Consider the following 25,464-nt stretch of genomic DNA (forward strand, 5'->3'; position numbering starts at 1 on the left):
AGTATTTTGGGAAAAAAAGTAGAATCTCGGACTGAGTTCAAATAATTGATAGAAAGATTCCCGGACTGAGTTTTATTTATAAAAAAAAAGTAAGTGAGGTTTTTTAATAAAATTTCTCAATCTCATGTTTTACTTCTTCGATTGAAAACTTTTGCCTCACAAGGGGCTCTTTACGAATTGTCGGCACCATTTCTTCCAGGGTTTCCTTATCATTTTTGTAAAATATGCCGTTAGGGATTTTGTCTCCCCATTCAAGAGACCTTTCGAAAGCTTTTACGCGGTCGTAAGGGTCATAGTCATCTTCGAGTTTGTAAACTCTGTCCCGGTACCACCTGAAGGTATTCACTTTATTAAAAGTGACACAGGGCTGAAGAATATCAAGCAGGGAAAAGCCTTTGTGTGTTATGGCAGCCTTCATAAGCTCTTTTAAGTTCTCCTGGTTTCCTGCAAAACCTCTGGCAACGAAACTACAGTCAAGGGAGATTGCCATAGCAAGAGGGTTAAGAGGCTCGGAAGGGACCCCGCAAGGCTGGATTTTTGTATGAGTTCCCCTGGCTGTCGTAGGTGAAGCCTGCCCCTTTGTAAGCCCGTAGATCTGGTTGTCGTGCACTAAAAGTGTTATGTTCGGGTTTTTTCGGATTGCGTGGAGGAAATGATTTCCACCTTCCCCGTAACAGTCCCCATCCCCGGCAACTGCAATCACATGCAGGGAATGGTTGGCAAGTTTTGCAGCCGTGGCAACAGGCAGGGTTCTTCCGTGCAGCCCGTTGAAGGTGTGGCACTTCATGTAGTGGGGTAGTTTTCCACTCTGGCCGATTCCCGAAACCAGCAGGACTTCCCATGGCTCGATTCCAAGTTCGATAAGTGCCTGCTTGACGGTTGAGAGAATCTGGAAGTTTCCGCATCCTGGACACCAGGCAGGTTTCTGGGCTTCATAGTCTTTAGAGGTAGGCATCTACTTCCTCCTTCAGGTTTTCAATGGTAAACGGCCTTCCGTCGTACCTTAAGATCTGGTGGGTAAATTCAAATCCTGTTTCAGCTCTGATGAGCTCTGCAAACTGGCCTGTGGCATTATTTTCTATGGAGATGGCAAGCTTTGCATTCTTGAGAAGTTCTATATAATCAAACCTATCCCTTTTGGAAAGCGGGTAGATCTGGCTGAAATGCATCATGGCAATCTTCCTGTCCTTTGAGAGGATATCCACGACCTCTTTTATCGCACCGTAAGTAGAGCCGTGTCCCACAAGCACTATTTCTGGAGAGGGGTCTCCATACATAAGTGGGGCTTCGATTTCTTCTTTTATCAGCGGCATTTTTTTGAGCAGCCTTTTCTGGACCATTCTGATACGAGTTTCAGAGTCCTCTATAAGGTGTCCTTCTTCATCGTGCTCATCGCTATCTGCCACAACTAGATGTTTTCCTGCTTCTCCGGGAACTGCAAACAGGGAAATCCCTGTATCCGAGTATTTGTAGCGTTTGTACTCCTCTACCCCTTCCAGATCTTTTTCCCTCAACCGGTAATCATTGTAGATCAGGTGCTCAAAGTTGAAGTTTTCAAAGGTCCACTCGGAATCTCCAAGGTACTGGTCGGACTGGATAAATACAGGGATCTGGTATTTCTCTGCAAGTTCGAAAGCCCTGTTAGTGAGATAAAATGCCTGTTTTGGAGTCCCCGGTTCAAAGATAACCCTTGGAAACTCTCCGTGCCCTGCGTATAAAATAAAAAGTAGGTCCGCCTGTTCAGTACGTGTGGGCAACCCAGTAGCTGGCCCAGGGCGCTGAACTTCTGCAATCACAAGAGGAGTTTCGGTCATCCCTGCCAGGGAGAGCCCTTCTACCATCAGGGCAAACCCTCCTCCTGAACTTCCGGTCATTGCCCTTACGCCTGCAAAAGAGGCTCCTATTGCCATGTTAATTGCTGCAATTTCGTCTTCAGCCTGTTCTACAACAAGACCATATTCTTCTGCTTTTGAGGCAAGGTAATTCAGGATCCCTGTCGAAGGCGTCATGGGATATGCAGAATAAAACTTGCAGCCGGACATGAGAGCCCCCATTCCGATTGCCTGAATCCCGTCTATAAGCATGAGTTTTTTTTCTTCCGGCTCCTGGATTTCAACAGCTTCACAGCGGGGGCAATTTGAAAGGACATAGTCATATCCTGCTTTTGCACAGGCTATGTTTTTCTCAATTATTTCGTTCCCTTTTTTCTTGAAAGTGCTTTTAAGGATTTCCTTAAGGCGCTCGAGCCCGAGGTCAAGAATGCCAAGCACCGCCCCGGTAGCTACGGTATTTGCCATGATACTGCTTTTTCCTGCATCAAGGGCTATTTTTTTGAAGGGAACATCTATAAATTCAGGTCCTTCAAATTTCTTCTTGATAGTTTCTGAGTCATACAGTATAAATCCATCGTCTCTTACACTTTTTTTGTGAATTTCGATCGTGTTCAGATCAAGGGCGAGAAGAATGTCGACCATATCCCTGGAGGCTGATACCTTCTGGTCGGAAAAGCGGATCTGGTAAAAGTTATGCCCTCCGCGGACCATGGACATGTAGTCCTGATGTGTAAATACGTGGTATCCTGTTCGGGAAAATATTTTTGCAAGGGCTCCTCCTATGGTCTGCAGCCCCTGCCCGGCCTCTCCCCCTATTCGAAGTGTATAGTCCAGAATCTTAACCTCCATTATTTCTTTATTTTTTCTGATTTTTCAGGCAATTCTTGCATTTCTTAACTGCAAGTTCACATTTCTTAACTGCAAGTTCATATTTCTTAACTGCAAGTTCACATTTCTTAACTGTGAATTTAATACTCTCTAATAGTCACGAGAGCGCATAAACAATAGAGTTTGCAGCCTCTCTAAAATAATTACAGTAAAACAGAAATCCCCCTTGTATCGTTTCCTTTCTTTCCCTATTCTCTCCACCTTTTTAGGCATTTACCCTTTTTAGCCCCTAAGAAGTATTAATATTAAACTTTAAATAATCTTACTTCCGAGCCTTATCAGGAAAATATGTGGTTAATCCGCGATAAAACGTGACATTAAAGTACTAGTAAAATAAGTTCACATATGAATACAAAAGATGAGCAGGACGTTGGGATCAGGTCTCTGGTCAGATGCCTTCCTTAATTTATATGTTGAATATATCCTGCTTATCTGAAATGAAGTCTCTAAGAATAAAATGTTTTTGAAGACTATTTGCGGAGTAGAAGGAGCTAAAATGTTGTCTAAAGATGCAGTAAAAGACTTCTTTGCTAAAGGCCGGGGTGTTTTGCTGGGTTTTTCCCTCATACTTCTTGGAGCTCTTCTGATTACGGTTAACAAAATTCTTGGCTCAATTGCGGTCCTCATCGGAATTATTTTACTCACGCTGAGTGATTATATCTCGGAAAGTGAAGAGGAGGAATTGCCCTGGAACAAGACGGATGAAGATGAGCCAGAAGAGTAAGGCAGGGTTAAAATAGGCTAGATTTGGGGTAAAACGGGATTATTCAGAGCCAATTTAAAGACGGAGCAAATGGGAATCAGATTCAGGAGAGTAAGTTCCTTAAAAAAATGAGATTGGAACTGACTGAAAAGACTGGCTGAATAGAACAGACTGTCGTGAATCAAAAAGTACTCACTGTTAATATAAATATAAGGTTTTTCCAATAAGAATACAGCCTATTAAAGCAATTCCCAGTATCAATATCTCTGTCTGAAGTACAGCGTATAATATGAAAAAGCAAATTATTGAGGTGACCGCACAGGCCAGAATATCCACAGGATTGCTCATGCCTGCCTCCATATCAAGCCTATAAACTCACATCATGATAAGTATTTCTACTTTTGATAAATCTTTAATAATAATTTGATGTATAATATTCAGGAAATAACTCTTCAACTAAAATAGTTGAAATGCTTTTCTGTGGCCTGAATTACTTAAAAGATCACCTTAGTTTTGAAAGGTAGCCTGAAGACCTCAAGAAGTATCCCGAATATCTCGGAGGGAGTCTGAATATCTAAAGTGGTTAAGCAAAGTGAAAAATGTAATCCCCTCCCGACTGCTTTCATTAAGGAGGGGAATTTCTGGCTTCAGTGCAGATTCAGGGTATTTTTTATTTTCCTGAGCGCATTTGGCTGAGTTTCCCTGTATCTTTTTCCGAAGCTTCAGAATTTTCCGCGTCCGAGCTGGGCATGGGCGCGGGCGAGGTGTCCGGCAGCCTGGGCTCCGATGAGGGAAATCTCTCCTGCAAGTACGGCAGAAGCTACAATTTCTGCAAATTTCCGGGAGTTTATTCCAGGAGTATCTCCTGCCCCGGCAACGCCGAGAATATTCAGGCAATCTCTCTGGGTTCCAAGGCCAGTGCCTCCTCCGACTGTACCTACAGGGAGGGCTGGCAGGGTGATAGAACAGTGAATCTCTCCATATTTTGTAAGTTCCATACTCATAATTGCGGTACTGCCTTCGACAACGTGGGCAACATCCTGTCCGCAGGCAAGGTAGACGGCAGCGATAACGTTTGCGGCATGGGCATTAAATCCGATAGCTCCTGCTCTTGCCGAACCAAGAAGGTTTTTACTGTAATTTACCTCAAACATTGACTCTGGAGTACACTTGAGGGTTTCTTTGACTATCTCTTCAGGAATGGTAACTTCGGCAACCACAGTCTTCCCCCTCCCAAGAATGGTACTTATGGACGCAGGTTTTTTGTCGGTGCACATATTTCCCGAAAGGGTAACAGGCTGTGCGCCAAACTCGTCTTCTATGAGGTGCATCACTGCATCTGTGGCTATGGTCACCATATTCATGCCCATTGCATCTTTTGTATCATAGGAAAACCTGAGATATACATACGTTCCAGTCACAAAGGGCTTTACAGAGAGCAGTTTCCCAAACCTTGTAGTCTTTTCAGCAACTTCTTTCATCTGCTCGAAAACTTCAGGACGTTTCACCCAGTCGTAAAATTTTTTGGTTCTTTCAAGGCTCTCAAGCTTAAAGACCGGGGCTCTGGTCATTTCATCTTCAAAAACTCTAACATTTGCCCCCCCTGACTTTGTGATAACTGAGCAGCCGCGGTTTACGCTGGCAACAAGGGCTCCTTCCGTTGTAGCCAGAGGTATATAGTATTCAGAGCCTGCATATTCTCCGTTTACTTTCAGAAGCCCGGCAACCCCAAGAGGAATCTGAACTGCCCCTATCATGTTTTCAATATTCTTCTTTGTTACAGTTTCCACGTCTAAAGAGAAATTCTGGATGTGTTCAAATTCGAGTTTTGCGTACTCCTGAATGGCAAGTCTCCGGATTTTTACGGCTGTTAACGGGTCTGCAAACTCTTCTATCTTACGAAAGGCTATATCCCCGTCAAGAACCTTCTGTAAAAGAAGCTTTTCTTCCTCACCAAGTTCATAATCTTTTAAATACATGAAACCACCAACTGATATTTTTATTTTTACTCTAAATATCTGCATATTAACATATAATTCATTCCTCAAAATAAAAGAAAATAGCCAATATAATATAAATAATATTAAAAGAGAGGTTCATAAAAGACAATCATTAAAAAATGATTCTAAATAATTATTTTGAAAGAGATCTTAAAAGAATATTAACTATTCTTTCAAGTTGATTATTGACTCAACTGTTAAATTCAGAAGTTTATAATCAGCTGGTTTTCCTCGCTGTATGTTAAAAAAAGTTCAGCCACGTCTTTTGAGCAAATAAACTCAATTCCAGGGATTAATTCTTCCTTCTTAAGGCCGATCATATCTGAGGCAAGCTGACAGCATCGGAATTCTATTCCCATCTCGATGCATTCCTGAACAGAGGCATCGTACTTGGGTGACCCTCTCGTTTTATCTTTCTTTGCAAGCAATACTCCCATAGGTCCCCACAGAATAACCAGAACATCGAGCCCTCTACTTCTATAATACTTCGCGAACTTGAGAGTTTCCTGCGGGCTGGTGCTTTCGTACACCATATTTTTTAGTAGCAGTAATACCTTTTCGACTTTTGTCATAAGAACCCCAGGTCTGAACAATACTTTTCTGAAACAGATTACCTGGATGTATATAAAGTTTCACATTGAAACCAAGGGTATATTCATTTTTTTTACTTTATTTAAATAATTCTGTTCATCCCTTTGGAAACTGACCGAATCTCCAGGTCTGTACATAATTTAACTAGTGTCTTAACAATTTAATTATTCTACATAACACTTTGACATTTTCTCATCGGCATTCTTCTTTGTAAATTTCCATTCTATTTTTTTTCTTGTTCGTTTCTCCTCTTCGTCCATGCATCCACTTCATGGGCAAGTTTATCTATGTCACCGATCCTTCTGTCTGTATATTCGATATCCGTCACCGATCCTTCTGTCTGTATATTCGATATCCATCACATTGATCTCAGTTTCTGTGGCGTTAAGCCAGCTTGCATGTTTTGGCGTGTAATGGAATTCTATCTTGTCCAGGATCCGCTTTGCTTCCTCTTCGCTGAATGTTTCGTAGAATGACTTTTCCTTATGGATATTGAGATTACCCGTAACAGTCTGATGACTTCAGCTTCAGAATAGTTTTCGTTAACGAGAATTTTCACGAATTGTGCAAAATCCTTCATAGTTCTTCTTTCAGTGATTTGAGTTACCCCTTTTCCCGCTTTAAACTCTACTGCCATGAATACGTTTGCAGTTCCATTCCCAACATATTCGTAATCACATTTTTCTGGGTTTCCCGGCTTCATTGGAATGGACTTTCTCTTATCTTTAAGAAGTTGTTTTGGTTTCTCGTCAAGGCAGACAAGAGGGTTTTTAGAATCGTAATACTCTTCGTACAGATTAAGAATGTCGTACATACTTTCTCTATTTTACAGGTTGACCGGATTTTGGCTTGTCCATAAGAGCGTTTGGTAGACCTTCTTCAACATACCTTTTCCTTATATTCAAAGTAGTATTTCTGGAAACACCTTATGTTTTCGCTATCTCGATTACTCCTTTTCGCTGGTTTGACAGGAGAATGCGAGCTCAGGTTAGTTCTCTTGCATTTTTATGTCCCTTTTTCACAAAGTCCATAAGGAAACTTACTTCATTATCTTCAAGTTTAATTTGTAGTATGAAAGTATAAAGAGATTCAAAGCTTATTAAAATGACCAATAATTTAATGGTTGAAACACTAGTTCTATTGCAGCTTGAAAACATGTAGTTGCTTTTTAAGTTTCAAAAGGTCTGAGTATTTTCAACTCAAAAAACTTATAAAGTTTCGGGGCGATTATAGAGCTCGAGTTTTTGATATTAGATCACAGAATTATTAGCTTTTTTTATTGTCCAAAATGAATAAATTGTTAACAATAGTTGAAATGTCATTATTTGTAATGGTTTTACTCTCACCTATAAATTTAAATACTTCGTCTAATTATAATTAGAGTTATTTATATAAATAATTAGAGGATTGATTCTAAATACCTTTTAATGATCTTGATTTAGGAAATGTGATGCAAAAAAAACTCTTAAAATATTTGGTTTATAATGGCGATTCAACGGCGAAGGAGATAAGCTTGCTGATAGACAACCATCCGGTAACAGTTTTTTGAGTGTCGAGTGAGTCTTCCCGGGCTATACATTACATCGGCAAAGGTGTAGATAAACTAACCGGTTATTCTAAAATGGAGTTCATTTCCCAAAAATTATCGTGGTCTGATATTATTCTTTCAGAGTGTCCTTCTACCAGATTTGATTCCGTTGTAATGTTCTATGCAGCGCTTCTTATCTTCTCTTTTTCAATGATGCTGGTAAAAAAGTAAAATGCCAGTTAAGAAGTAAAACAAAGGTAATGACTTAAAATACAGATCAATAAATAACTATTCTCTGAAGATTTCAAAAAACCTGATAATTAAGCATCATGTGTAAGTTCCAATTGAAATTTGCCGGAATTACAGGTTAATTGAAATCCTTTCCCACAGCTGGTTCCTGATTAATTGTTTGATCTATTCCGGAGTCCTGGAGGAACTCTTCTAGTTTTTTCTCTCTACGCCGCACCGGGCCTGTGCCAGCCGCCAACCAGATAAAAAGTAATCCGCCAACTAACCCCGCAATTGAGGAAGATAAAATACTAAAGGAATGCACTCCGGTCTTAGGTCAATACTTTCCTTAATCGAGGAATTGATTTTCAATTTAAAGCTAAAGATAGGATATCCACGCCAGCCGCCTGGCGACCATCAAAAAAATAAAAAAGTTAAAAGAAGCAGACAGTTCTCGATTTCCCTGGAAAGACAGCTCTCCTGTGTCGAGCGTGACAAGAACGATTTAAAGCAGTGAATGACGTTGTATAGGTTAGAGATAGTGTAGCTTAGCCCTCCTGAACGAAGCTCACTGCTCTAACCTATAAATTAGTCCTCTTGAACCCAGCGAAAAGGATCGCGACCTGTTGCACTTGCAGTGCAACTCCCAGAAAATCTCCGATTTCCTGAGATCCCAAACCGCAATTCGGGAAGGTAAGCTTCGGCTTACCTGACAATTACGACTACTGCACCTTTTACATCAAGAATGTCTACCTCACGGCCACCGGAGATTACTTCTTTCCGGACTTCAACCGCCTCGGGTTCGAGTTCTATTGCTTCGCCTTTTACAGTAACGGTTATTTTTCCTGAAGCTGCTTGAGCTTCAATTGCAGCAGGGTCTTCTGCCTGAAGAGCTTTCACAACGGCTCCGGCATCTTTCCTGAAGCGTGGTCCTAGGAAGCCCATATTGGGCTTTACTTCCACAGGCACGTACTCAAATGAAGGAGCACCTTCCATAAGCTCTACTTCAGAGTTCGTAGCTCCTGCAATATCCCCTGTATCGATCTTTACATTATAGATCTCTATTTTTTTAAGGGGGGAGTTCAGAGCCATTCCCTTGTCTGATTTATATCTGCGGACCTCACTCGTGATCTCTTTGATCATTTCGCCAGCTGCTTCTGCTTCTTCGCTTATCAGGCTTTCATCAACTGCAGGCCAGGCCTGGATATGTACACTTTCACTGCTGAACCTGGAGTACATCTCTTCTGCAAAGAAAGGTATGAACGGAGCAAGCAGCAGGGAGAGAGTCCTGATTGTTGTGTAAAGTACATACCGGGCTGCTTTCCTACCTTCCGGTTCTTCCCCATAGAGTCTACCTTTCACAAGTTCCAGGTAGTTATCTGCAAGGACTTCCCAGGCAAAGCCCCTTATGGCTTTGAATGTGGAATCAAACTGATATCCGTTAAGCTCGTTTGTGGCAGTGTCCACAAGCCTGTTAAGCTTACTCAGGAGCCACCTGTCAATTGTAAGGAGGGAATCCAGAGGGAAGTTCTCGGCATCTTCAGGCTTAAAGTCCTTTAAGTGTGACATTGAGAATCGGTAGATACTCCACATCTTCTGCAGGAAGCGAGAGGCTGAGACCACATCTTTCCAGTGGAACATAACGTCTGAGCCTGTGGAACCTCCAACAGCACCCCACTGCCTGAAAGCGTCAGCACTGTGCTGTGCTGTCACTTCTTCGGGGGAGATTACGTTTCCGAGAGACTTGCTCATCTTATGCCCATCTGGCCCGAGCACCATCCCGTTGACCACTATAGAATCCCAGGGTTTCTTGTCTTCAAGAGCCAGGCTCCTCAGGATTGTGTAGAAAGCCCAGGTCCTTATAATATCATGCCCCTGAGGGCGGATCTGTGCAGGCAGGCGGAGCTCATGCTCGCTTTCCCAGCCCGATACGTGCAGTGCAGTAATCGAGGAGTCCATCCAGGTGTCCAGCACATCTGTCTCAGGTTCAAATTCGGTTGATCCGCAGGTACAGGCTCTCTTTGGTGCATTTTCGTTGGGGTCGATCGGGAGCCAGCTTTCTTCGGCAATCATAACCTCCCCACACTTTTTGCAGTACCAGATAGGAATCGGGGTTGCAAAGATCCTCTGCCTGGAGATACACCAGTCCCATTCCATTGTGCCTGTCCAGTTCTGGAGCCTGACCTTCATATATTCTGGGTACCAGTTAATCTCATCTGCAGCTTTCAGGATACTTTCAGGGTTAATTTTTACGAACCACTGGGGTTCGGAAAGGATTTCGATAGGCGTGTCGCAGCGCCAGCAGAGCCCTACATTTTGGTCAAGGGGCTTCTGGTCATAAAGGAAACTCCCGGCTTTCAGGTCTACAATTACAGCTTCCCTGCATTCGGCCAGGCTCATTCCCTCATATTTGCCTGCTTTTTTTGTCATCTTCCCCTGTTTATCGATGGCTTTTACCAGAGGCAGTCCATACTTTAACCACCAGCGCACGTCCTGCTTGTCCCCGAAGGTACAGATCATCACAGCTCCTGTCCCAAATTCTGGTTCAACATCTTCGTCTTCAATCAGTGGTACTTTCTGCCCGAAGATTGGCACTGTGAGGGTTTGTCCTACGTATGCTTTGTATCGTTCGTCTTTGGGGTTAACGGCCACGGCAACACAGGCCGCCATCAGTTCTGGCCTTGTGGTTGCGATGTCTACTTTGTCAAAGTGGACGAAGTTGAGTTTCGTTTGCCTGGCATCATACTCTACTTCTGCAAAAGCAATGGCAGTTTCACAGCGAGGGCACCAGTTGACAGGGTGGTCTTCGTGATAAATATGCCCACCGTTGTACATCCTGACAAAGGACTTCTGTGTCTTTACGAAGTATGATGGCTCCATGGTTACGAATTCGTTGCTCCAGTCCACGGAAAAGCCCAGGCGCAGCATTGTTTTGCGCATCTTGTCGATGTTTCCTCCCGTAAGCTCTCTGCACATCCTGCGGAACTCCGCCCTTGAAACCTGGTTTTTCGTAATCCCATGGATCTCTTCAACCTTAACTTCCGTTGGTAGACCGTGGCAGTCCCAGCCCTGAGGGAACATTACATTATATCCCTGCATACGTTTGTATCTGGCGATAAAGTCGATATAACACCAGTTGAGAGCGTTTCCGATGTGGAAATTGCCTGTAGGGTAGGGAGGTGGGGTATCAATAATATACTGAGGGCGGGTATCTTCTCCCCAGTTGAAGTGGTACATGGAGAGGTTCCACTTCTCCATCCACTTTTCCTCAACCTCGTTTGCATTATATTCTTTTGGAATTTCCGATTCTGTCATAAAGACACTCCATGATTGGGAAATAAGTGTAAGAATTTCTTGGGTTTTAGAGTGCTTGCGATTATTTAAATATATCTGGTTTTTGATGTATGGAAATCTCTGACTGTGTAGGAACTGTCAGATTATATGTTTCGTTTTTGTTGATTGCATTTTTTGTCCGGGGAACCTGCTGACCGGAATGAATATATTTATAATTGTTATACAACAGTCAATCTAACGGCAAACAAAAAAGAAGCAAACAAAAAAGAAGCAAACAAAAAGGAAGCAAATGGGAAAACAGCCGTAAAAATTATATAGCTAAATTAAAAGGTACTGTTCTTCTCCTTTACGCTTTCTTTTGTGTTCTCATGCCCTTATGCATATTTCCACGCGCTGTGTATGTGCATTGCATTCATCCCGAGGCTTTGAGGTGGATATATATCGTTTTCCGGGGTGTCACCGATAGAGAGCACTTCCCAGGGTTCAAGCCCAAGACCGTCGAGAGCCATCCTGAAGAGCCGGATGTCAGGCTTCTTGATACGATGGTCTGAAGATATTATTACGAAATTAAAGCGGTCGTACAGGCCCAGGAAACGAAGCTCCTGTTCCGTAAAAACCCTCTGGGCATTGGAAACAATGCATTTAGGGATATTTCTGTATTTTTCAAGCAGGCGCAGACTCTGAGGGTAAGCTTCCAGTTTCTTTAAAGACGCAGTTCTGAAGACCTTGGCTGTTTCAATCCCAAGCCAGAAAGGATCGATTTCTCTAAAGGCATTTTCGGCACAGATCTCAGTAAAAATCTCTTCTATGCGGATATCAGGATGTTGCTGGCCTGAGTTCCCAAGCCTGCCTATAACTTTCCATCTGTATTCTTCCCGGAGCCGGTTGGGTTCTATCCTCACCCCCTGATAGAGTAACCATTTGCTTACCCTTTCGTTTGTTTCCCGGCCTCCTTCATCTGTTTTGATATCGATGAGAGTTTTATAACAGTCAAAGATTAAACCTTTTATTTTTCCGTTCTGGAGCATAGGAATTCTCCATTTATTTTATTGATATTTTCAATTTTTCTATCTCTTTCTTCTTATAATCTAAATACTATTCTTCAATTATATATTCATTTCGTAAATACTCTTATTATATTCAATTTTTTGAAGGCATTTCTTTATATCTATATATTTTGTTTCAGGTCTATACTCAGGGCTAAATTCTTGAAAATGATAGGTTTCGACATTCCGAAGGTACCCTGGCTTTCTAGCGAAAAAAGTAATAGAAAAAGTTGCTCGTAAAGTGTATTCCTACCAGGTGAACTACCCCGCCCTGCTTTCTGATGAAAGCGAGGACGGAGTTTCCTTCGAGTGATTACGTTACTTGGATATTTGCATAATGCAAGTATCCATCTGTAATCCTGTTTGTCGAAGATTATCAGAAAACCTCTGATAGCCTGTCCACAAAGCATTCTGTGATAAGAACCGTTTCATGATGTTGATAGCACTATTTCTATCCCTATCAATTACGTTTCCACAATCACATTTCATAATTCTTTCCCAAAGAGGCATGTCGTGTCTTTTCTTCAGTTGAATTGATTTTTATCTTCTTCGCCAGATGCATATTTGCCCTGGTTCTCCACACATTGCTTCAGTATATCTAAGGTTACTTGTCCTTCTAAGGTTACTTGTCCTTCTAAGGTTACTTGTCCTTTTAAGGTTACTTATCCTGTTGATGTGATAAAATGTGATCTTGACCAGAAAGTATCTTTCCATAACATAGTTTTTACTTCAGGGAAGTTTTTACGAATCTCCCTTGAAGTTATTGTTTTTATGGTGTGATATACTTTGGAATATCAAGCGAAGGTTTTGCTGAAAATAATAAGTGAAAATGGTCTTTGTCACACTCTATATTCAGCACTTCAACATCGAATGTTTCACTTATCTATGGATTTTTGTTTTGAGAAAATCAATTATCAGAGGATTCGTTAGATCTTTTCTCCTATATTTCACACACTGAACGAAAATGATAATGGGATGAATATGTAGAATGGCTCCTAAGATCCATTTTATACTACATAGTTATAACTTTATTGATATAACTATATGTATAAATAATAATACTACTGTTGTTTTGTAGAAGCTGACGGCTTTCATCTCACTTTCCGAAGTAAATTTTTGCATATTCACAATTTTTCCTGCTATCGATTTTCACTAAAACGTGGATTTATTGGACTTTTATGCAGGAGGTAAAGCAGTTATACGGTGTATCATAGAGACAAAAAAATGATATCATTCAATTTTCACCAGGTTCCATTAAAAATCCAAATTAATTTGATTTGTTTCAAAAACGCTATCAGAGAAATTATTGATTTTTGAAAAAATACTGCGGAATGTGGGTTTTATCCCTCACCTGTCGCTTACGCTCCGAGGAAGGGGACTTCCCGCCTTAAAGTTATCAGTCCGTCAACCCGTAATGTTTCCAGGCTTCTTCAATGGTCATTGCCTGCATCCCGAGCTTTCTGGCCGGAAGGATCTCGTTTTCGTAAGAGTCTCCGAGGGATACAACACACTTGGGTTCGAGTTCAAGTTCCATCCTTTTGAGTGCGGTCATAAAAAGCCTGAGGTCAGGTTTCTTGTATCCCACGTCGGAAGAGAAAATAACAAAATCAAAGTAGTCGTAGAGCCCGAGGAATCGGAGTTCCAGTTCGGAAAAAACCCTCTGTCCGTTGGAGATTATGCATTTGGGGATGTTTATGCAGTGTTCAATTAGTTTTATGCTCTGAGGGAAGGGGCGTAGTTTCCTTATAGAAGCTGCCCGAAAAACTCTTGAGGTCTCAATTCCGAGGAGTTTTTCATCAATTTTCCAGATCGAGTTTTCCCTGCAGATCTCGGCAAAGATGTCCTCTACCTTCACCTCGGGGTATATCTCCGTTGAGTCCTCCATCCTTTCTTGCACCTTAAACATGTACGTGTCCCATAGCTTTTCCGGTTTTATTTTTACCCCATGGTAGGCAAGCCATGAGCTTACAGTCTCGTAAGTCTCGATCCTGTGTTCTTCGGTGTGGATGTCGATAAGCGTCTGGTAGCAGTCAAAAATAGCACCCTTTATCTGGCAGCTCTCAAATACATTTTCCCCTGCTTCGGCAGGAGTGCCCAGAAAGGTAATAGTTCCCTCGCTGGTTTTCGATTCATGTTCCCTGGAAATGTTCTTGCCTCCCATATCCCCTTAATGATTGTTTTTAATTCCCTTAATTTTATCCTCAATCCCTTTAATTTTACCCTTAATTTCCTCTATTAACTGCACTTAAACATTCACGGGCTTCTCTTATCAGGTAATTCCTGTAATTGCTCTGATGAAGCCTTGCCGAGCGAAGCAGCCCTATACTCATGAAAAATGGCAAAATTCTGGTAACGTGGTAAAAGTCTTTTTCTCCGCGGCTGTACTCCCAGAGGAAGTTCCCTATATACGGTTCGGCTTTCCAGCCTCCTCCTTTGTGTAATTCGAACTCGTTCTTAAGTTCCGCAGTAAGAATTCCGAGGTCTCTGACAGGATTTGCCTCATACCAGGAACTCTCAAAATCAAGTGCATAGGGCTTTCCTTTGCAAAAAATATAATTGGAGGGGGTAACATCCCTGTGGATCATACATCCGCATTCCCGGTCGATCCAGGAACTGTACCACCATTCACCAAGGAGTTTGTTGAACGTCTCTCTGGTGTTGTAATCCAGATTCAGGTGGTTCAGCACGTCATGATAGTTCCTGAACTCATTTTCTTTATCATAAGTGTATGACTGTGTATTGTCATGCAATTGCCTGAGCATGTGAGCCACCGCAGCAAGCTTTTCATAAAGGTTCTCTTCACGTTTAAGATACCAGCCCAGAGATTTTCCAGGTATGTGTTCGGTTACGAGGACACAATTAAAATCTTTATTTATTGCAAGAGGCTTTGCAACATTTATTATCAAAGCTGCTTTTTTCAGGTTCCGGTACTCATTCATCATGCCTTTATAAGTGTTGTAAGCTTTCAGCTTCCCTGTGGGTTCGGCAAAAAATTTTGCCATTACGCTGAAGTGTTCCCCTTTGAACTGATACCTGCAGACGGTATGAGAGGAATTATACTTAAAAACGTCTACACGGCATTTTTTATCGCGAATCCGGTGCCCTACAACTTCTTCAACAAGCCAGTCCCTGAATGGATCCCCAGGGTACAAAGTATTAATATGGCTATTTGCCATTTCAAATTACCCCCATTTTTCCAGCCTCAGTCTCTACAACTATATTCTTTATCTCTCAGTTTTCTTTTCCTCTAAACAGACTGCAATGAGATACAGACCATGAAGCGTAACACTCACTATGAGATACAGACCATGAAGCGTAGCACTCACTATATGTAGCTCTCATGAATCATATAACTCATAATTAATGAAATATAGTGGAATAAAAGACAGAATTAATCAAATCCTGTTATAATCAAGTGTAACCAGGGACAGGATTTGATTCCTTGTTTTGAATTTCCAATATTGATAAGAGTATACTATAGCCCGTGTATCTTATATTATTATTGGTGTTTCAATAATTATTATTGGTGTTTCAATACTGACTTTTACTCCTCCTTTCAAAAGCAGATCCACCAACATCAGCTGTGTTATTGTACCCGAGTTCTTCCCAGTACCCTCTGTAAGGTGAGTCGCTGAGTTCGATTCTTACTATTCATTTCGCTCATTTATACCCATATTTGTCTTCAGCTACGAGCTTCAGGGGAAACCCTCCTTCAGGCGGCAGGGTCACATCATTTAGGGTCACATCATTTAGTTTATATGCCAGTATAACGTCGTTTTTCAGCTGATATCTTTTATAAAGGGAGTGGAGTACGCGCCGGTGTTAGATAAAATTTAAGGTGTTTTCCACAAAACCATCAACCTGCAATCTGTAACTCTTCTTGTCAATATACTGGGTGCCTTTGATGGCATTGTTGCGCTGCTGTGCAGTTGGGGTTAACTGTTTCCCCTTATAAGAAAACGTTTCTGTCTAGTTGTCATAACCCCTCGTTCCTCCCTTTTCGGATACACAACCTGAAACGACTATAAAGGCAACTGAAAATATCAGAAGAATGGATCAGTTTCATAAACCCTCAGCAGGAAACCCCTGAGTTTTAGCTAAGGGGAGGAATGCGTAAACTTCCCTGTCCTGCTCTCTGTTAAATTAATATACCTGTCCTGCTCTGTTAATTAATATACTATTCCTATGCCTCAATCGATTATTTTTGTAATTCCTATGCTGTCGTGGATTATATAGGTACATATGTCTTTTTCCAGATTATTTTTTGCAATATCCGGGCCTTCTTTCCCTCTTTCAAAATCCTCGTATTTTTCGTACATGGCAAGCGTATCTTCAAGTTCTGAGATATATCTGGAAAGCAGGATCTCTGCAAGTTTCCTGCTTTCTTCCGCAGAAATGTGATCTCCAAGCCCTTCACATTCGCAGGTATACAGTTTAAGCCCTTCAATGTAAAAAGGATAAGTGCTGCAGAGCATCGGACGTACAGGATATATTCTGCATCTGTTTGTGTCCTTTTCGAGGAAAACACAATCTCCATTCCTTTTTCGCCTGAGCATCCAGCCGTAGGTATGGATATTTCCATCGGAGTCAATATCCTCCTTTGGGAGTTCAAACAGCTGGAAGGATTCTGAGAACACTTCTTCATCTGGTTCTGATATTTCTGGTTGCACGGAAGAACTTTCTTTGTCCCTGTTTTCTTCCTCCTTTTCGGTTTCTTCGGGTTGGCGGGCTTCAGGGATAAGAGGGCCCGCAACTTCAAGTTTTGAAAGCCCCGTATGTTTCTGGATTTTCTCAATCTCCGGGGGAGTCAATACTACCCGGTTGTCCCCAAAAGCCCGTCGGCAGCACTTCCCGCAGTACTGGCAGGAAAAACCTATTTTTTCGATTTCAGATGCAAGCTTTTCAGGGTCAAGCCTGCGAGCCATCTCAATTTCTTTTTTGAGGGAGGCAATAAGAATGAGCTGATATTTTGTTTTTTCGGATTTTTGCTTACTGCTTGAACCTGGAATTTTCATGTACAGGTTCCTGTCCTGCAGGTACATCAAATTAACGCAGGTGGTGATTGATTTTTATAAAATACGTAAAACTCAAAAAATGTATAGAATATTTTTTCCTGGACTCTTTTTTAGGTCCAAGTACGTAACAATCAGTAAAGTATATATTAGGGAACTCATTTTAAACTTAAGTTTATATGTGGCAGAAACTACTCAAAAAGTTTGAAAAATATCCTGCTCAGGCAAAAGTGCTTAAACTAATTTTTGAACGCGGGTTCCAGGTGAACGAGGAAGGAAAAGTAACTTCCGGGTCCATTGAGATCGCACATACTCAGCTTGCAAAGGAAGCAGGAGTGGACCGGCGGGTGGTTGATGCGACCACAAAAACCATTATTTCGGACGAACTTCTAAGCACAATTTTTAAAAGTGTTCATTCTATACCTTTTCTCAGGGACGTTGCTCCTTCCCTTGGTCTGGGAGTGATCATTATTATTCCTGAAGATGCTTCTCATGTTGGAATCCTTGCAGAAGTCGCAGGCCTGATTTCCAGAAATAATGTAAGCATCCGCCAGGCTGTATCCGACGACCCCTACCTGACTGACAACCCCAGGCTTACCATCATTACCGACCACAAAGTCCCAGGAGATCTGGTGGATAAAATCCTTGACCTGCCCTCAGTAAAGGGAGTAAGCATTTACTAAAAAACTCCATTTTTACAAAATCCAAGTTTAATGAAAGCTGGACTGGGATTACAGCTTTTTGAGAGTTCCAGCCAGAAGGGGAAAATGCATACTGGACTGGGATTACAGCTTTTTGAGAGTTCCAGCCAAAAGGGGGAAAAAGTAGAGGTTCAAAAAGTCCCGGCTGCGATTTTTCTAGCTTTTAGTTTTACCACTCGATTCTTAGTCCTAGCCATTTAAAGGGTGGGGGTCTTAACAAGAAAACTTACCTCTGCTCCAGGGTAATTTCACCTTTTGCAGCTTCATAAGAATTGTGGTTTTACTTCAGAGGAGGCAGATATGAAAAGATGAAATGAAGGGGATAGGGGGGTTTACTGGAAAATGAAACTAAAAATCCTCTTTCTCTTTAAGCTTTTTTGAAGATCAAGAAAATACCTTATAGACCGAACTTTTTTCCGTCCAGCGGCCGATAAACGAGGGGGAAAGGAGTGAATAAGGGAAGATGAACCCCCGCCAAGATGAAAGACCCGCTTGATGTGATTAACGTGTCAAAAATTACGTGTGAAGAGTTGTGTGTCAGAAGTTGGCGGGAGCGCAAACAATACATAAAATACAGTTTTATTAGTAACTATTCAGCCACTGATAAAAAAGTATGTTTTTTCAGCAAAATGCTGAAATTCTCAGAATAATAGCGGCGCTCCTTTGAGCGCCGCGAGAATACCGTCTATAACAGGTAAATCGTTCTTTTTAATGGTTGAGATATAAGCTCTAATTCTGCAGAAAGCTTCCGCTCCTTGTATAGTTCTGAAAGTTCCTGATATTTTCTGCTGTAATTTCATCATCCTTATGTCTCTTTCTGCTTGGTTATTCTCAAACGGAACTCTCAAGTCATTGAGGAATCTCAGGATCTGTTTTTTGTTTTCTATAAACCTGTCAAGTAGGTTCCTTGCTTTTGTTTTTGGATTTTTACCACGTTTTCCTTGTTTTTCAGGGTTTAGAGAAGGTGGATTTTCTTCAATCCCTTTCATGACTACAGCATCGAACCTTTCTTCTAACACTTTAATTTGCTCAAAGTCCAGATCTTTGACCTGCTCTTTACACTCATCAGTATACTTTTTCATTTCTGTTAACAGTTCATTCATCTCTTTAGCCCATTGCTGTTTATAGTTCTCCTCAATTCCAGTAAGTTCTCTCTGGAGATGAGCATTGCAAAGAGCATGATCACATTCATAACTGTTATAGGGTTTCCATCCGTCATGAACTGCTATTCCTTTAAACTCTGGAAGAATTCCCATGGCATTAATTGCTTCTGATCCTCTTTTTGAGTGAGCAAAATAACAGGTGTATTTGTCATTAGAAGCTACATGAAGCCAATGCCTTTTTCCTTCAATTTTCATCCCAGTTTCATCACAATGGATTACAGGAGAAGTTATTAACCTCTCCTGACTCACATTTTCAAACTCCTCTAAATTCCGGAAGCATTCTTTTTCTGCTCTGATTATCGTAGCAGAACAGATTTTTATCCCCATAACGTCATCAAAAAACTCTAAAATCCTTTTATAGGGAATAAACTGGTAGTTTTTACAGTAAATTGCTGAAGCTAAAATATTAGGACCATACTGGACGGGATATTTCACAAATTCTGGAAAAGAAGCTTTATTTGATTTTCCACAGTGAGTACAGGTCTTAATCTGACTTCGATGTTCCGTAACAATTAGATTTACAGGAGGAATATCAAAAATTTGTCTTCTCTCATAAGCTTCAACTTCAACATCCTCAAGAGTATGTCCACATTCTTTGCAGCAGGTCAAAGAATGTTCAATTACCTAATCAGGATCATTAACCATATCAAGAGTTGTGCCTGGATGACCTTCTTGACCTCCAGGTTTCTTCCCACTCTTTTTCCGGAGACTCTTGGGATTAGGTTTTTCTTTGACTGAAAAGTCAGTAGAAGGAGGTTTACTGCTGTTTCTGCTATTTTGATTTAAGCGAGATTCTAAAATCCTTACACGTTCTTCTAGTTCAGCAATTCGAATAGCTTGTTCTTCTATGATAGTTTCAAGTCTCTGGATTACAGAAATTACAGCTTCAGGACCAGCTTCATAGATAACGAGGATCTCTTCACGTGTAAGCATAATAACGAAACAAAATAGGATTCAATTTATATGTAATTTTTCCTCGAAAAGAGGAAAAATTGTAGCCTTTCAAAGGCTACCTGAATTGTTACTTTTATTATTTAATTTATATTATTTTGCTAATAATTGTAAGTAACAAGGATAAGAACGCATTCACAGAAATGGTCTCAAGAAGTTAAAGATTGTTAACCGGGAGCTAAGGATCCATCGCGAAATAGCATAAGTAACTTTTTAGATTGTACTCAATCATCTTCACAAGCAAGCAACTCAATTAACTTCTAAAATAATTATGTGTCACCTAGGTTATTTCGTAACGAGCCCTAAGGGAATAAGAACCGGGGTAAAGTAACAATTTTAATAATCAGAATTTTTGCTCGAGTTCAATAGTTTTGCTTAAACACCTGATTGTCCGATCCGTGCTTTTATGCAGGATAGCTGTCCCTCCTGCTTCTTCCCATTCGCGGATATTATCGGAGTTGTCATCGATCAGGACCTTGGAGGTTCCAGACTGGAGAGCTTTTTCCGGGCGGAAACAGAGGATTGCATTGTTTGCGTATGGTGTTCCGAGTTCTTTTTTCAGCCAATCTATTTTGCCTTTTCTGGCATTAGCCAGGGCAGTCTTTCTTTCCGGATTGGGGAGGGCAGAAAGGATTGTAGGGTGTAAGCCTGAACTTTTAAGAAAGCCATGAAGTTCCTTGCCTCCTGTCAGCCAGTGCATATCAGACCAGAAATCGGCTCCTGCGGCTGTAATGTGCCTCCAGAAACGTTCCTTATCGGCAGTGTACCAGAACATCATGTGTTCACTTAATCTCTCACATGCGCCTGTAAAATCCGTAAGTACTCCATCCATATCCAGAAAAACCTTCAGCCCTGAATGTTGCCCAAAAAAGGGTAAAACAGATATATTGTCTGGAAGAACGGGGTGAAAACTAAGGGAGTTGCTCTGAACCGGACTGCACTGAACAGGATAACCCTGAAAGGAACCATTTTGAGCCTGGCTACTCTGAACTGGATTACTCGGACTATAATCTACAGGAGTTGAGTTGTTCTTTACGGAACTTTTCCTTGTAAACCTGCGCTGATCAACATAATTGGACATGGCAACCGTTCCTTACCTTTTCTGACGGCAAATAGATTCCTACTTACTATAGGGGGTATTATAATTATATTTACTCTTTCTAAATAATATAATTAACTGAAGGGCTCAAAAATGCTAGTAGTGTAAAAAATGCCAATCGTCACAAAATAAGACTAAATGTTAAGATGGGTAGAAACACGAAAAAGGGAAATAAAACAGAAAGGAGCTATTTAGGGTATAGTTAAGTTTCGGATTTTGTTTCTATGAAGAAGCGTAAAACCCCTGAGTCTTTAGTTGAGTGGTAGTTCACACCCTGTTAACCCAATCCATACTTATTTTGTATCAGGTATTTCCCGGATGAAATAAACGTCCTTTTCCTGGAAGACCTCTCCGAAGAATGCCATTACATAGCCCTGATTATCTATTTTCTGCTCCTCTCAGCCAGAGGTCTGACCATGATTCCCTCGACTCTCCTCCTCCTGGCAGGGTTATTGATCTTCGATCCCGTGGAACTTTTTGCAGTAAACATGGCAGGGATACTGAGCTCTTCTACTATAGTTTGCTATTTCTCAAAATACCTGGGTTTTGACGTATATTTCGAAACAAAATACGGCAAATATATCCGAAAAATAAGGGGTGGGCTAACGGACAAAGAACTTCAATTGTTGGCTGGAGTTTTTTTTCCGCTCGTACCGACGGATTTGATTGTGTATGTGGCATCGAGCCTTAGAATACCCATTCTCAAATGTCTGCTGGGAGTCTTCATAGGGGAAGCCGTAATTAATACATTTTACATACTTTCGACAACATTGATCCTTAAGCTTTGAAATTTTTTAATCATGGCAAAAATAAGTAGCAGGATTTTCCTGAATATTTTAGTCCTGCACGAAGCTTATAAAATCACACGAACCAGGTAAGTAATTGCTAAATAACGCTCTTCGTATACCTCTACCCATAGTAAGCGAAAAACTTTATACATATCTTTTTATAGATCTTTTTCCTTATTGTATGCCTCTACCCATAGTAAGCGAAAAGCAAAGGATGAGAGCCAGTGAAAAACCATCAGATCTTCCCCTTACTTCTGATTATTATCAGTATTGTTACTGTCATTTCCGGCTGCATCGGAAGTAATGGAACCGGTTCCGATAAATTCAACGAAACTTCGGAAGAGGAAAGCCAGCAGATTGCCGAAACCTATGTCAGAAACCTGGATTTCTACAGGAAATATAATTTAACCGAACCGATCCTTGTAGAAACCGTGACCCTTCGTTGCCCTTACTGCTGGGAGTTCGTCTACAATTTTGATCTTATTTCTGAAAAAGATCCGGATGTAATCGATACAGCTACAGTGACAGTCACAGTGACTGAAGGTGAGGTTGTCGATGTGGTCTATGCTCAGGGAAGCAGGTACTAACTGGAATTCAAACTAACTTCGTGGACGCTGCATCCTTGAGAAAGCCGAAAATGAGGCTAAAGAAAGAGAATAAAGGAAGAGGTTAAGGGAAAAGGGTGAGGGAAGAGAATAAATAAGGATGAAATAAAGGAAGAGGATCAAAAAGAGAAAGTAAAGACGAAGAAAACCTCTACCTTCTCGTCCACTATCTCATCTGTTTTTTTCTTTTAAATTATCATTAGATTTTTTCCATTAATTTTTTGATATCTGCCTTGATATCCGATGCAAGCTTTTTTGCACTGTCTCCAGTCGTGTCAACCAGCTTTTCAACCCTGTCGGTAGTACTTTTTACCTCGTCTTTTACATCAATGGACTTTATTTCCCCGAATAGTGACTTTATTTCCCCATTTATGCTCTTTTCAAGTTTAGAGGCTTCATTCCCTGTTTTTTTTGCAAGGCTGTCAACATCATCCCCTAGCTTTCCAATTTTTCCCTGAATATCGAAACTTTTTTTACCGGTTTCTTTTGTTTCAGTCTCAACTTCTTTTGTCATATAATCCCCTCTAAATATTCAATAATGATAATAGATTTTTCTCGTGAAGAGAGCTTGTTTTTTAGATACTTATATCTCGGCATCCAGAATTATAACATTATCCTTGGAAGTTAAGGTTTCTTCGGGATTTGTAAAAGAATCCTTTTCGGGTAAAAAGCCAGCAGCCGAAATTTATAAAGCGAAGATATACTTTATATAGAGTTCCTGCTATGTTAAAAGGTTTGATCATTTTACAGAATTTCAAGTAGCTTGTGTGTGCAGTTCACTATATAAACTATAAATTGAAATAGTATGCTTGTAAAGAGTAAGAATATTCAACAAATTCAAAGAGTGTATCAGGCCAGGCATAAATTTCCGGAAAGAAGGGGAAAAAATCCGGCGAATATTATAACCACGGCTTCTGTAATGCATTCCCCGGCAAGCCGATAAGTCAGAAACATGATAAGATACATTTTTCAGTAGAGAACTGGATCTCCGGGACAGAATACCTCCATAAAAATGATAGAGGAGACATGCAGACCTTAGTTATATGCATAGACAGGGATAATGACCTGGGCGAAAAAGCAAAAATGGGAACTCCCATAGTAGGGAGGGAGGCAAATGTTCAGGCAGCAGTTGCACTTGGGATTGCTGACCCTGAGGATTCGGACACAAATACGATTTTCGGAGGGATCCGGATCCTTGACGAGCTTCGGGCAAAAGGAGTTGACGCTGAGATCGTCTCTTTTGCAGGGGATAAGAATGTCGGCGTGATCTCAGACCAGAAGATTGCTGAACAGCTTGAACTCTATCTCCAGATGAACGAAGTAAAGGGAGCAGTCTTTGTTTCGGATGGGGCAGAGGATGAAACTCTTGTCCCTATTGTGCAATCTAGAATGAAAATCGACTCCGTAAAACGTATTGTTGTTATGCAGAGTGAAAACCTGGAAAGCACATATTATATCCTTAAGCACGTCTTCAGTGATCCCAAGATATCTCAAACTTTTTTTGTGCCTATAGGTCTTGCTTTTCTTATCTATGCCATCTTTTTGCTTGCCCGCTATCCCGAAGGGGCAGTTGTGGGAATTCTTGCGGCTGTCGGGCTTTACATGCTGTACAGGGGCTTCGGGCTCGATGATATTGTTGCCCTCGAAAAAGAAAGGCTCTGGGATGCTTTTCTTAAGCAGAAGATGGTTTTCATCAGCTACACTGCTGCCCTGCTTATCAGTCTTGTGGCCACTGTATACGGAGCTATGGAGGTATGGAAACTCTACTCTGCAGAAGGGGTCTGGTATCACGGCACCCTGACACTTATTTCGGTCTTCATCAATGTCTCTGTATGGTGGTACGCAGTAGCCCTCCTTCTTGCGGACCTGGGAAAGATTTTCGATCTCAGGATGGATGGCAGGTCCATATATAGAAATGTCTCCATCTCTCTCTTCGTGATCGCAACCGGCCTGCTTTTCTGGGGAGCAAGCACATACATCCTGGCAGCAGCCTCCATATCGGATGGGATCTTAAGTGATCCTTCCCTTGCACTGCAGTACTTCGTATATTCGATTATAATTGCAATCCTCATTGCACTTGCAGGGATTAAATATTCTATGTCAAACCAGACTCTGGAAAACGAGAAGAGAGTTAAAGGAAGAAGAAATAAGAAAATCGCATGAACTTCTGAGAGACCAATCAGTTGAAAATTAATAAGTTTAGCATTAAAACGCGGGAAAGGAGATCTAAAAATGGAGAAGGCAACTGAAATTGCAGAAATTGCAATACTTGGAGGTGTGGGTTTCAGCTCATACAGGGACTGCGAAAGCCAGCAGGTGAAGACTCCCTATGGAGGGATTACCGCATATATAACCAGTATAAAAGGAAGAAGTGTTGCAATAATTCCCAGACATGCCGAAGAAATCCATGTCCCGCCGCACAGAGTTAACTACAGGGCAAACATCTGGGCTGTCCACTCCCTCGGCGTAAAGCGTGTAATCTCCACAAACTCGGTTGGGTCAATGCGAGGGCATCCAGTGGGCAGTTTTGTCGTGCTTGACGATTTCATTGATTTTACCTGCAAAAGGCCCTCTTCCTTTTATGACGATCAAACTGTTCATGTTGATGTTACTGAGCCATATTGCCCTGAAATAAAGGCAGCTCTTAAGTATGCCCTGGGAAAACATGGACTTTCCTATACCGAGGGAATTTATGCCTGTACTGAAGGTCCCCGTTTTGAGACTCGGGCTGAAATCCGCATGATGAGCAAGTTTGCAGATGTTGTTGGCATGACAGGGGTACCGGAAGTAGTCCTTGCAAAGGAACTCAGCCTTTGTTATGCTTCCCTTGCCATCGTTACAAACCAGGCATGTGGGATGACCACGCAAAAATTAACGGCAGATGAAGTCACAGAAGTTGTCGGGAAGGCACAGGGCTCAATCTTCAAAATTCTCTCGGATGCGATTGGAAATATTCCAGAGACCCGGAACTGCATGTGCAGGTTTACAAAGGAAGGAGCCTGCCTTTAATATTTTTTGATGAGTTGAGAGGAAGT

The 25,464-nt window shown here is 41.4% G+C and carries 21 protein-coding genes and 2 pseudogenes; 6 read left to right on the forward strand and 17 right to left on the reverse strand.

Annotated elements, in window-relative coordinates; translation table 11 throughout:
• Nucleotides 1-103 precede the first annotated feature (103 nt).
• Together MSWHS_RS05505 and MSWHS_RS05510 are read right to left on the reverse strand one after the other, a co-directional pair.
• A complete protein-coding gene (locus MSWHS_RS05505; protein WP_048158843.1) occupies nucleotides 104-955 on the reverse strand; it encodes a 2-oxoacid:ferredoxin oxidoreductase subunit beta in 852 nt (283 codons plus the stop codon).
• Complete coding sequence (locus MSWHS_RS05510) at nucleotides 942-2,681, reverse strand: 2-oxoacid:acceptor oxidoreductase subunit alpha (protein ID WP_048126689.1); 1,740 nt, start codon at nucleotides 2,679-2,681, stop codon at nucleotides 942-944. Before MSWHS_RS05510 ends, MSWHS_RS05505 begins: the two co-directional genes overlap by 14 nt.
• Nucleotides 2,682-3,216: 535 nt before the next feature.
• Between MSWHS_RS05510 and MSWHS_RS05515 the strand changes: the two genes are divergently transcribed.
• The gene (locus MSWHS_RS05515; RefSeq protein WP_156148075.1) at nucleotides 3,217-3,444 is read left to right on the forward strand and encodes a hypothetical protein; all 228 of its coding nucleotides are present in this window, start codon (nucleotides 3,217-3,219) and stop codon (nucleotides 3,442-3,444) included.
• Nucleotides 3,445-4,145: 701 nt separating this feature from the next.
• Here the strand turns inward: MSWHS_RS05515 and hmgA are convergent.
• The 12 genes and pseudogenes from hmgA to MSWHS_RS05565 form a co-directional block, all read right to left on the reverse strand.
• A complete protein-coding gene (gene hmgA / locus MSWHS_RS05520; RefSeq protein ID WP_048126693.1) occupies nucleotides 4,146-5,402 on the reverse strand; it encodes a hydroxymethylglutaryl-CoA reductase (NADPH) in 1,257 nt (418 codons plus the stop codon).
• A 224-nt stretch (nucleotides 5,403-5,626) separates the two neighbouring features.
• Nucleotides 5,627-5,995, reverse strand: coding sequence for a DsrE family protein (locus tag MSWHS_RS05525; RefSeq protein ID WP_048126695.1), 369 nt, complete (start codon nucleotides 5,993-5,995; stop codon nucleotides 5,627-5,629).
• Between the two features lie 183 nt (nucleotides 5,996-6,178).
• Nucleotides 6,179-7,087, reverse strand: a pseudogene (locus tag MSWHS_RS05530) (IS630 family transposase).
• 1,388 nt (nucleotides 7,088-8,475) lie between these two features.
• Entirely contained in the window at nucleotides 8,476-11,085 is a 2,610-nt protein-coding gene (locus MSWHS_RS05540; RefSeq protein WP_048126699.1) for a valine--tRNA ligase, read from the reverse strand.
• Nucleotides 11,086-11,438: 353 nt separating this feature from the next.
• On the reverse strand, nucleotides 11,439-12,092 hold the full coding sequence (locus tag MSWHS_RS05545) for an HAD family hydrolase (RefSeq protein WP_048126701.1): 654 nt from the start codon (nucleotides 12,090-12,092) through the stop codon (nucleotides 11,439-11,441).
• Nucleotides 12,093-12,428: 336 nt separating this feature from the next.
• Complete coding sequence (locus MSWHS_RS20045; protein WP_255350486.1) at nucleotides 12,429-12,620, reverse strand: transposase; 192 nt, start codon at nucleotides 12,618-12,620, stop codon at nucleotides 12,429-12,431.
• A gap of 152 nt (nucleotides 12,621-12,772) precedes the next feature.
• A complete protein-coding gene (locus tag MSWHS_RS21245; RefSeq protein WP_369798577.1) occupies nucleotides 12,773-12,883 on the reverse strand; it encodes a transposase in 111 nt (36 codons plus the stop codon).
• Nucleotides 12,880-12,969 carry a transposase gene (locus tag MSWHS_RS22235; RefSeq protein ID WP_369798561.1) on the reverse strand — a complete coding sequence of 30 codons (90 nt, stop codon included), beginning with the start codon at nucleotides 12,967-12,969 and terminating at the stop codon, nucleotides 12,880-12,882. The genes MSWHS_RS21245 and MSWHS_RS22235 overlap by 4 nt, the downstream gene beginning before the upstream one ends.
• A gap of 537 nt (nucleotides 12,970-13,506) precedes the next feature.
• Nucleotides 13,507-14,271 carry an HAD family hydrolase gene (locus MSWHS_RS05555; protein WP_048126705.1) on the reverse strand — a complete coding sequence of 255 codons (765 nt, stop codon included), beginning with the start codon at nucleotides 14,269-14,271 and terminating at the stop codon, nucleotides 13,507-13,509.
• 61 nt (nucleotides 14,272-14,332) lie between these two features.
• Complete coding sequence (locus MSWHS_RS05560; protein WP_048126707.1) at nucleotides 14,333-15,286, reverse strand: phosphotransferase; 954 nt, start codon at nucleotides 15,284-15,286, stop codon at nucleotides 14,333-14,335.
• A gap of 484 nt (nucleotides 15,287-15,770) precedes the next feature.
• Nucleotides 15,771-15,893 carry a molybdopterin-dependent oxidoreductase gene (locus tag MSWHS_RS21250; RefSeq protein WP_369798974.1) on the reverse strand — a complete coding sequence of 41 codons (123 nt, stop codon included), beginning with the start codon at nucleotides 15,891-15,893 and terminating at the stop codon, nucleotides 15,771-15,773.
• Between the two features lie 407 nt (nucleotides 15,894-16,300).
• Nucleotides 16,301-17,152, reverse strand: coding sequence for a YkgJ family cysteine cluster protein (locus MSWHS_RS05565; protein WP_231585595.1), 852 nt, complete (start codon nucleotides 17,150-17,152; stop codon nucleotides 16,301-16,303).
• Nucleotides 17,153-17,301: 149 nt separating this feature from the next.
• On the opposite strand from MSWHS_RS05565, the gene MSWHS_RS05570 reads away from it, so the two are divergent.
• On the forward strand, nucleotides 17,302-17,805 hold the full coding sequence (locus MSWHS_RS05570) for an amino acid-binding protein (RefSeq protein ID WP_048126711.1): 504 nt from the start codon (nucleotides 17,302-17,304) through the stop codon (nucleotides 17,803-17,805).
• A gap of 659 nt (nucleotides 17,806-18,464) precedes the next feature.
• On the opposite strand, the pseudogene tnpC reads toward MSWHS_RS05570, so the two are convergent.
• Nucleotides 18,465-19,919: pseudogene (gene tnpC / locus MSWHS_RS05575) on the reverse strand (IS66 family transposase).
• A gap of 361 nt (nucleotides 19,920-20,280) precedes the next feature.
• Entirely contained in the window at nucleotides 20,281-20,769 is a 489-nt protein-coding gene (locus tag MSWHS_RS05585) for a hypothetical protein (RefSeq protein WP_231585596.1), read from the reverse strand.
• Between the two features lie 683 nt (nucleotides 20,770-21,452).
• Here MSWHS_RS05585 and MSWHS_RS05590 point away from each other — a divergent pair.
• Nucleotides 21,453-21,824 (forward strand): VTT domain-containing protein, encoded by a 372-nt coding sequence (locus tag MSWHS_RS05590; protein ID WP_231585597.1) that lies wholly within the window; start codon nucleotides 21,453-21,455, stop codon nucleotides 21,822-21,824.
• Between the two features lie 224 nt (nucleotides 21,825-22,048).
• Complete coding sequence (locus MSWHS_RS05595) at nucleotides 22,049-22,411, forward strand: hypothetical protein (RefSeq protein WP_048158846.1); 363 nt, start codon at nucleotides 22,049-22,051, stop codon at nucleotides 22,409-22,411.
• A gap of 217 nt (nucleotides 22,412-22,628) precedes the next feature.
• Here MSWHS_RS05595 and MSWHS_RS05600 read toward each other — a convergent pair whose 3' ends face one another.
• Nucleotides 22,629-22,943 carry a hypothetical protein gene (locus MSWHS_RS05600; RefSeq protein ID WP_048126717.1) on the reverse strand — a complete coding sequence of 105 codons (315 nt, stop codon included), beginning with the start codon at nucleotides 22,941-22,943 and terminating at the stop codon, nucleotides 22,629-22,631.
• A gap of 512 nt (nucleotides 22,944-23,455) precedes the next feature.
• Here MSWHS_RS05600 and MSWHS_RS05605 point away from each other — a divergent pair.
• A complete protein-coding gene (locus MSWHS_RS05605) occupies nucleotides 23,456-24,592 on the forward strand; it encodes a DUF373 family protein (RefSeq protein WP_048126719.1) in 1,137 nt (378 codons plus the stop codon).
• A gap of 69 nt (nucleotides 24,593-24,661) precedes the next feature.
• Nucleotides 24,662-25,438, forward strand: coding sequence for an S-methyl-5'-thioadenosine phosphorylase (gene mtnP / locus MSWHS_RS05610; RefSeq protein WP_048126721.1), 777 nt, complete (start codon nucleotides 24,662-24,664; stop codon nucleotides 25,436-25,438).
• Nucleotides 25,439-25,464: the final 26 nt, after the last annotated feature.

Source organism: Methanosarcina sp. WWM596, from assembly GCF_000969965.1.
GTDB lineage: Archaea > Halobacteriota > Methanosarcinia > Methanosarcinales > Methanosarcinaceae > Methanosarcina.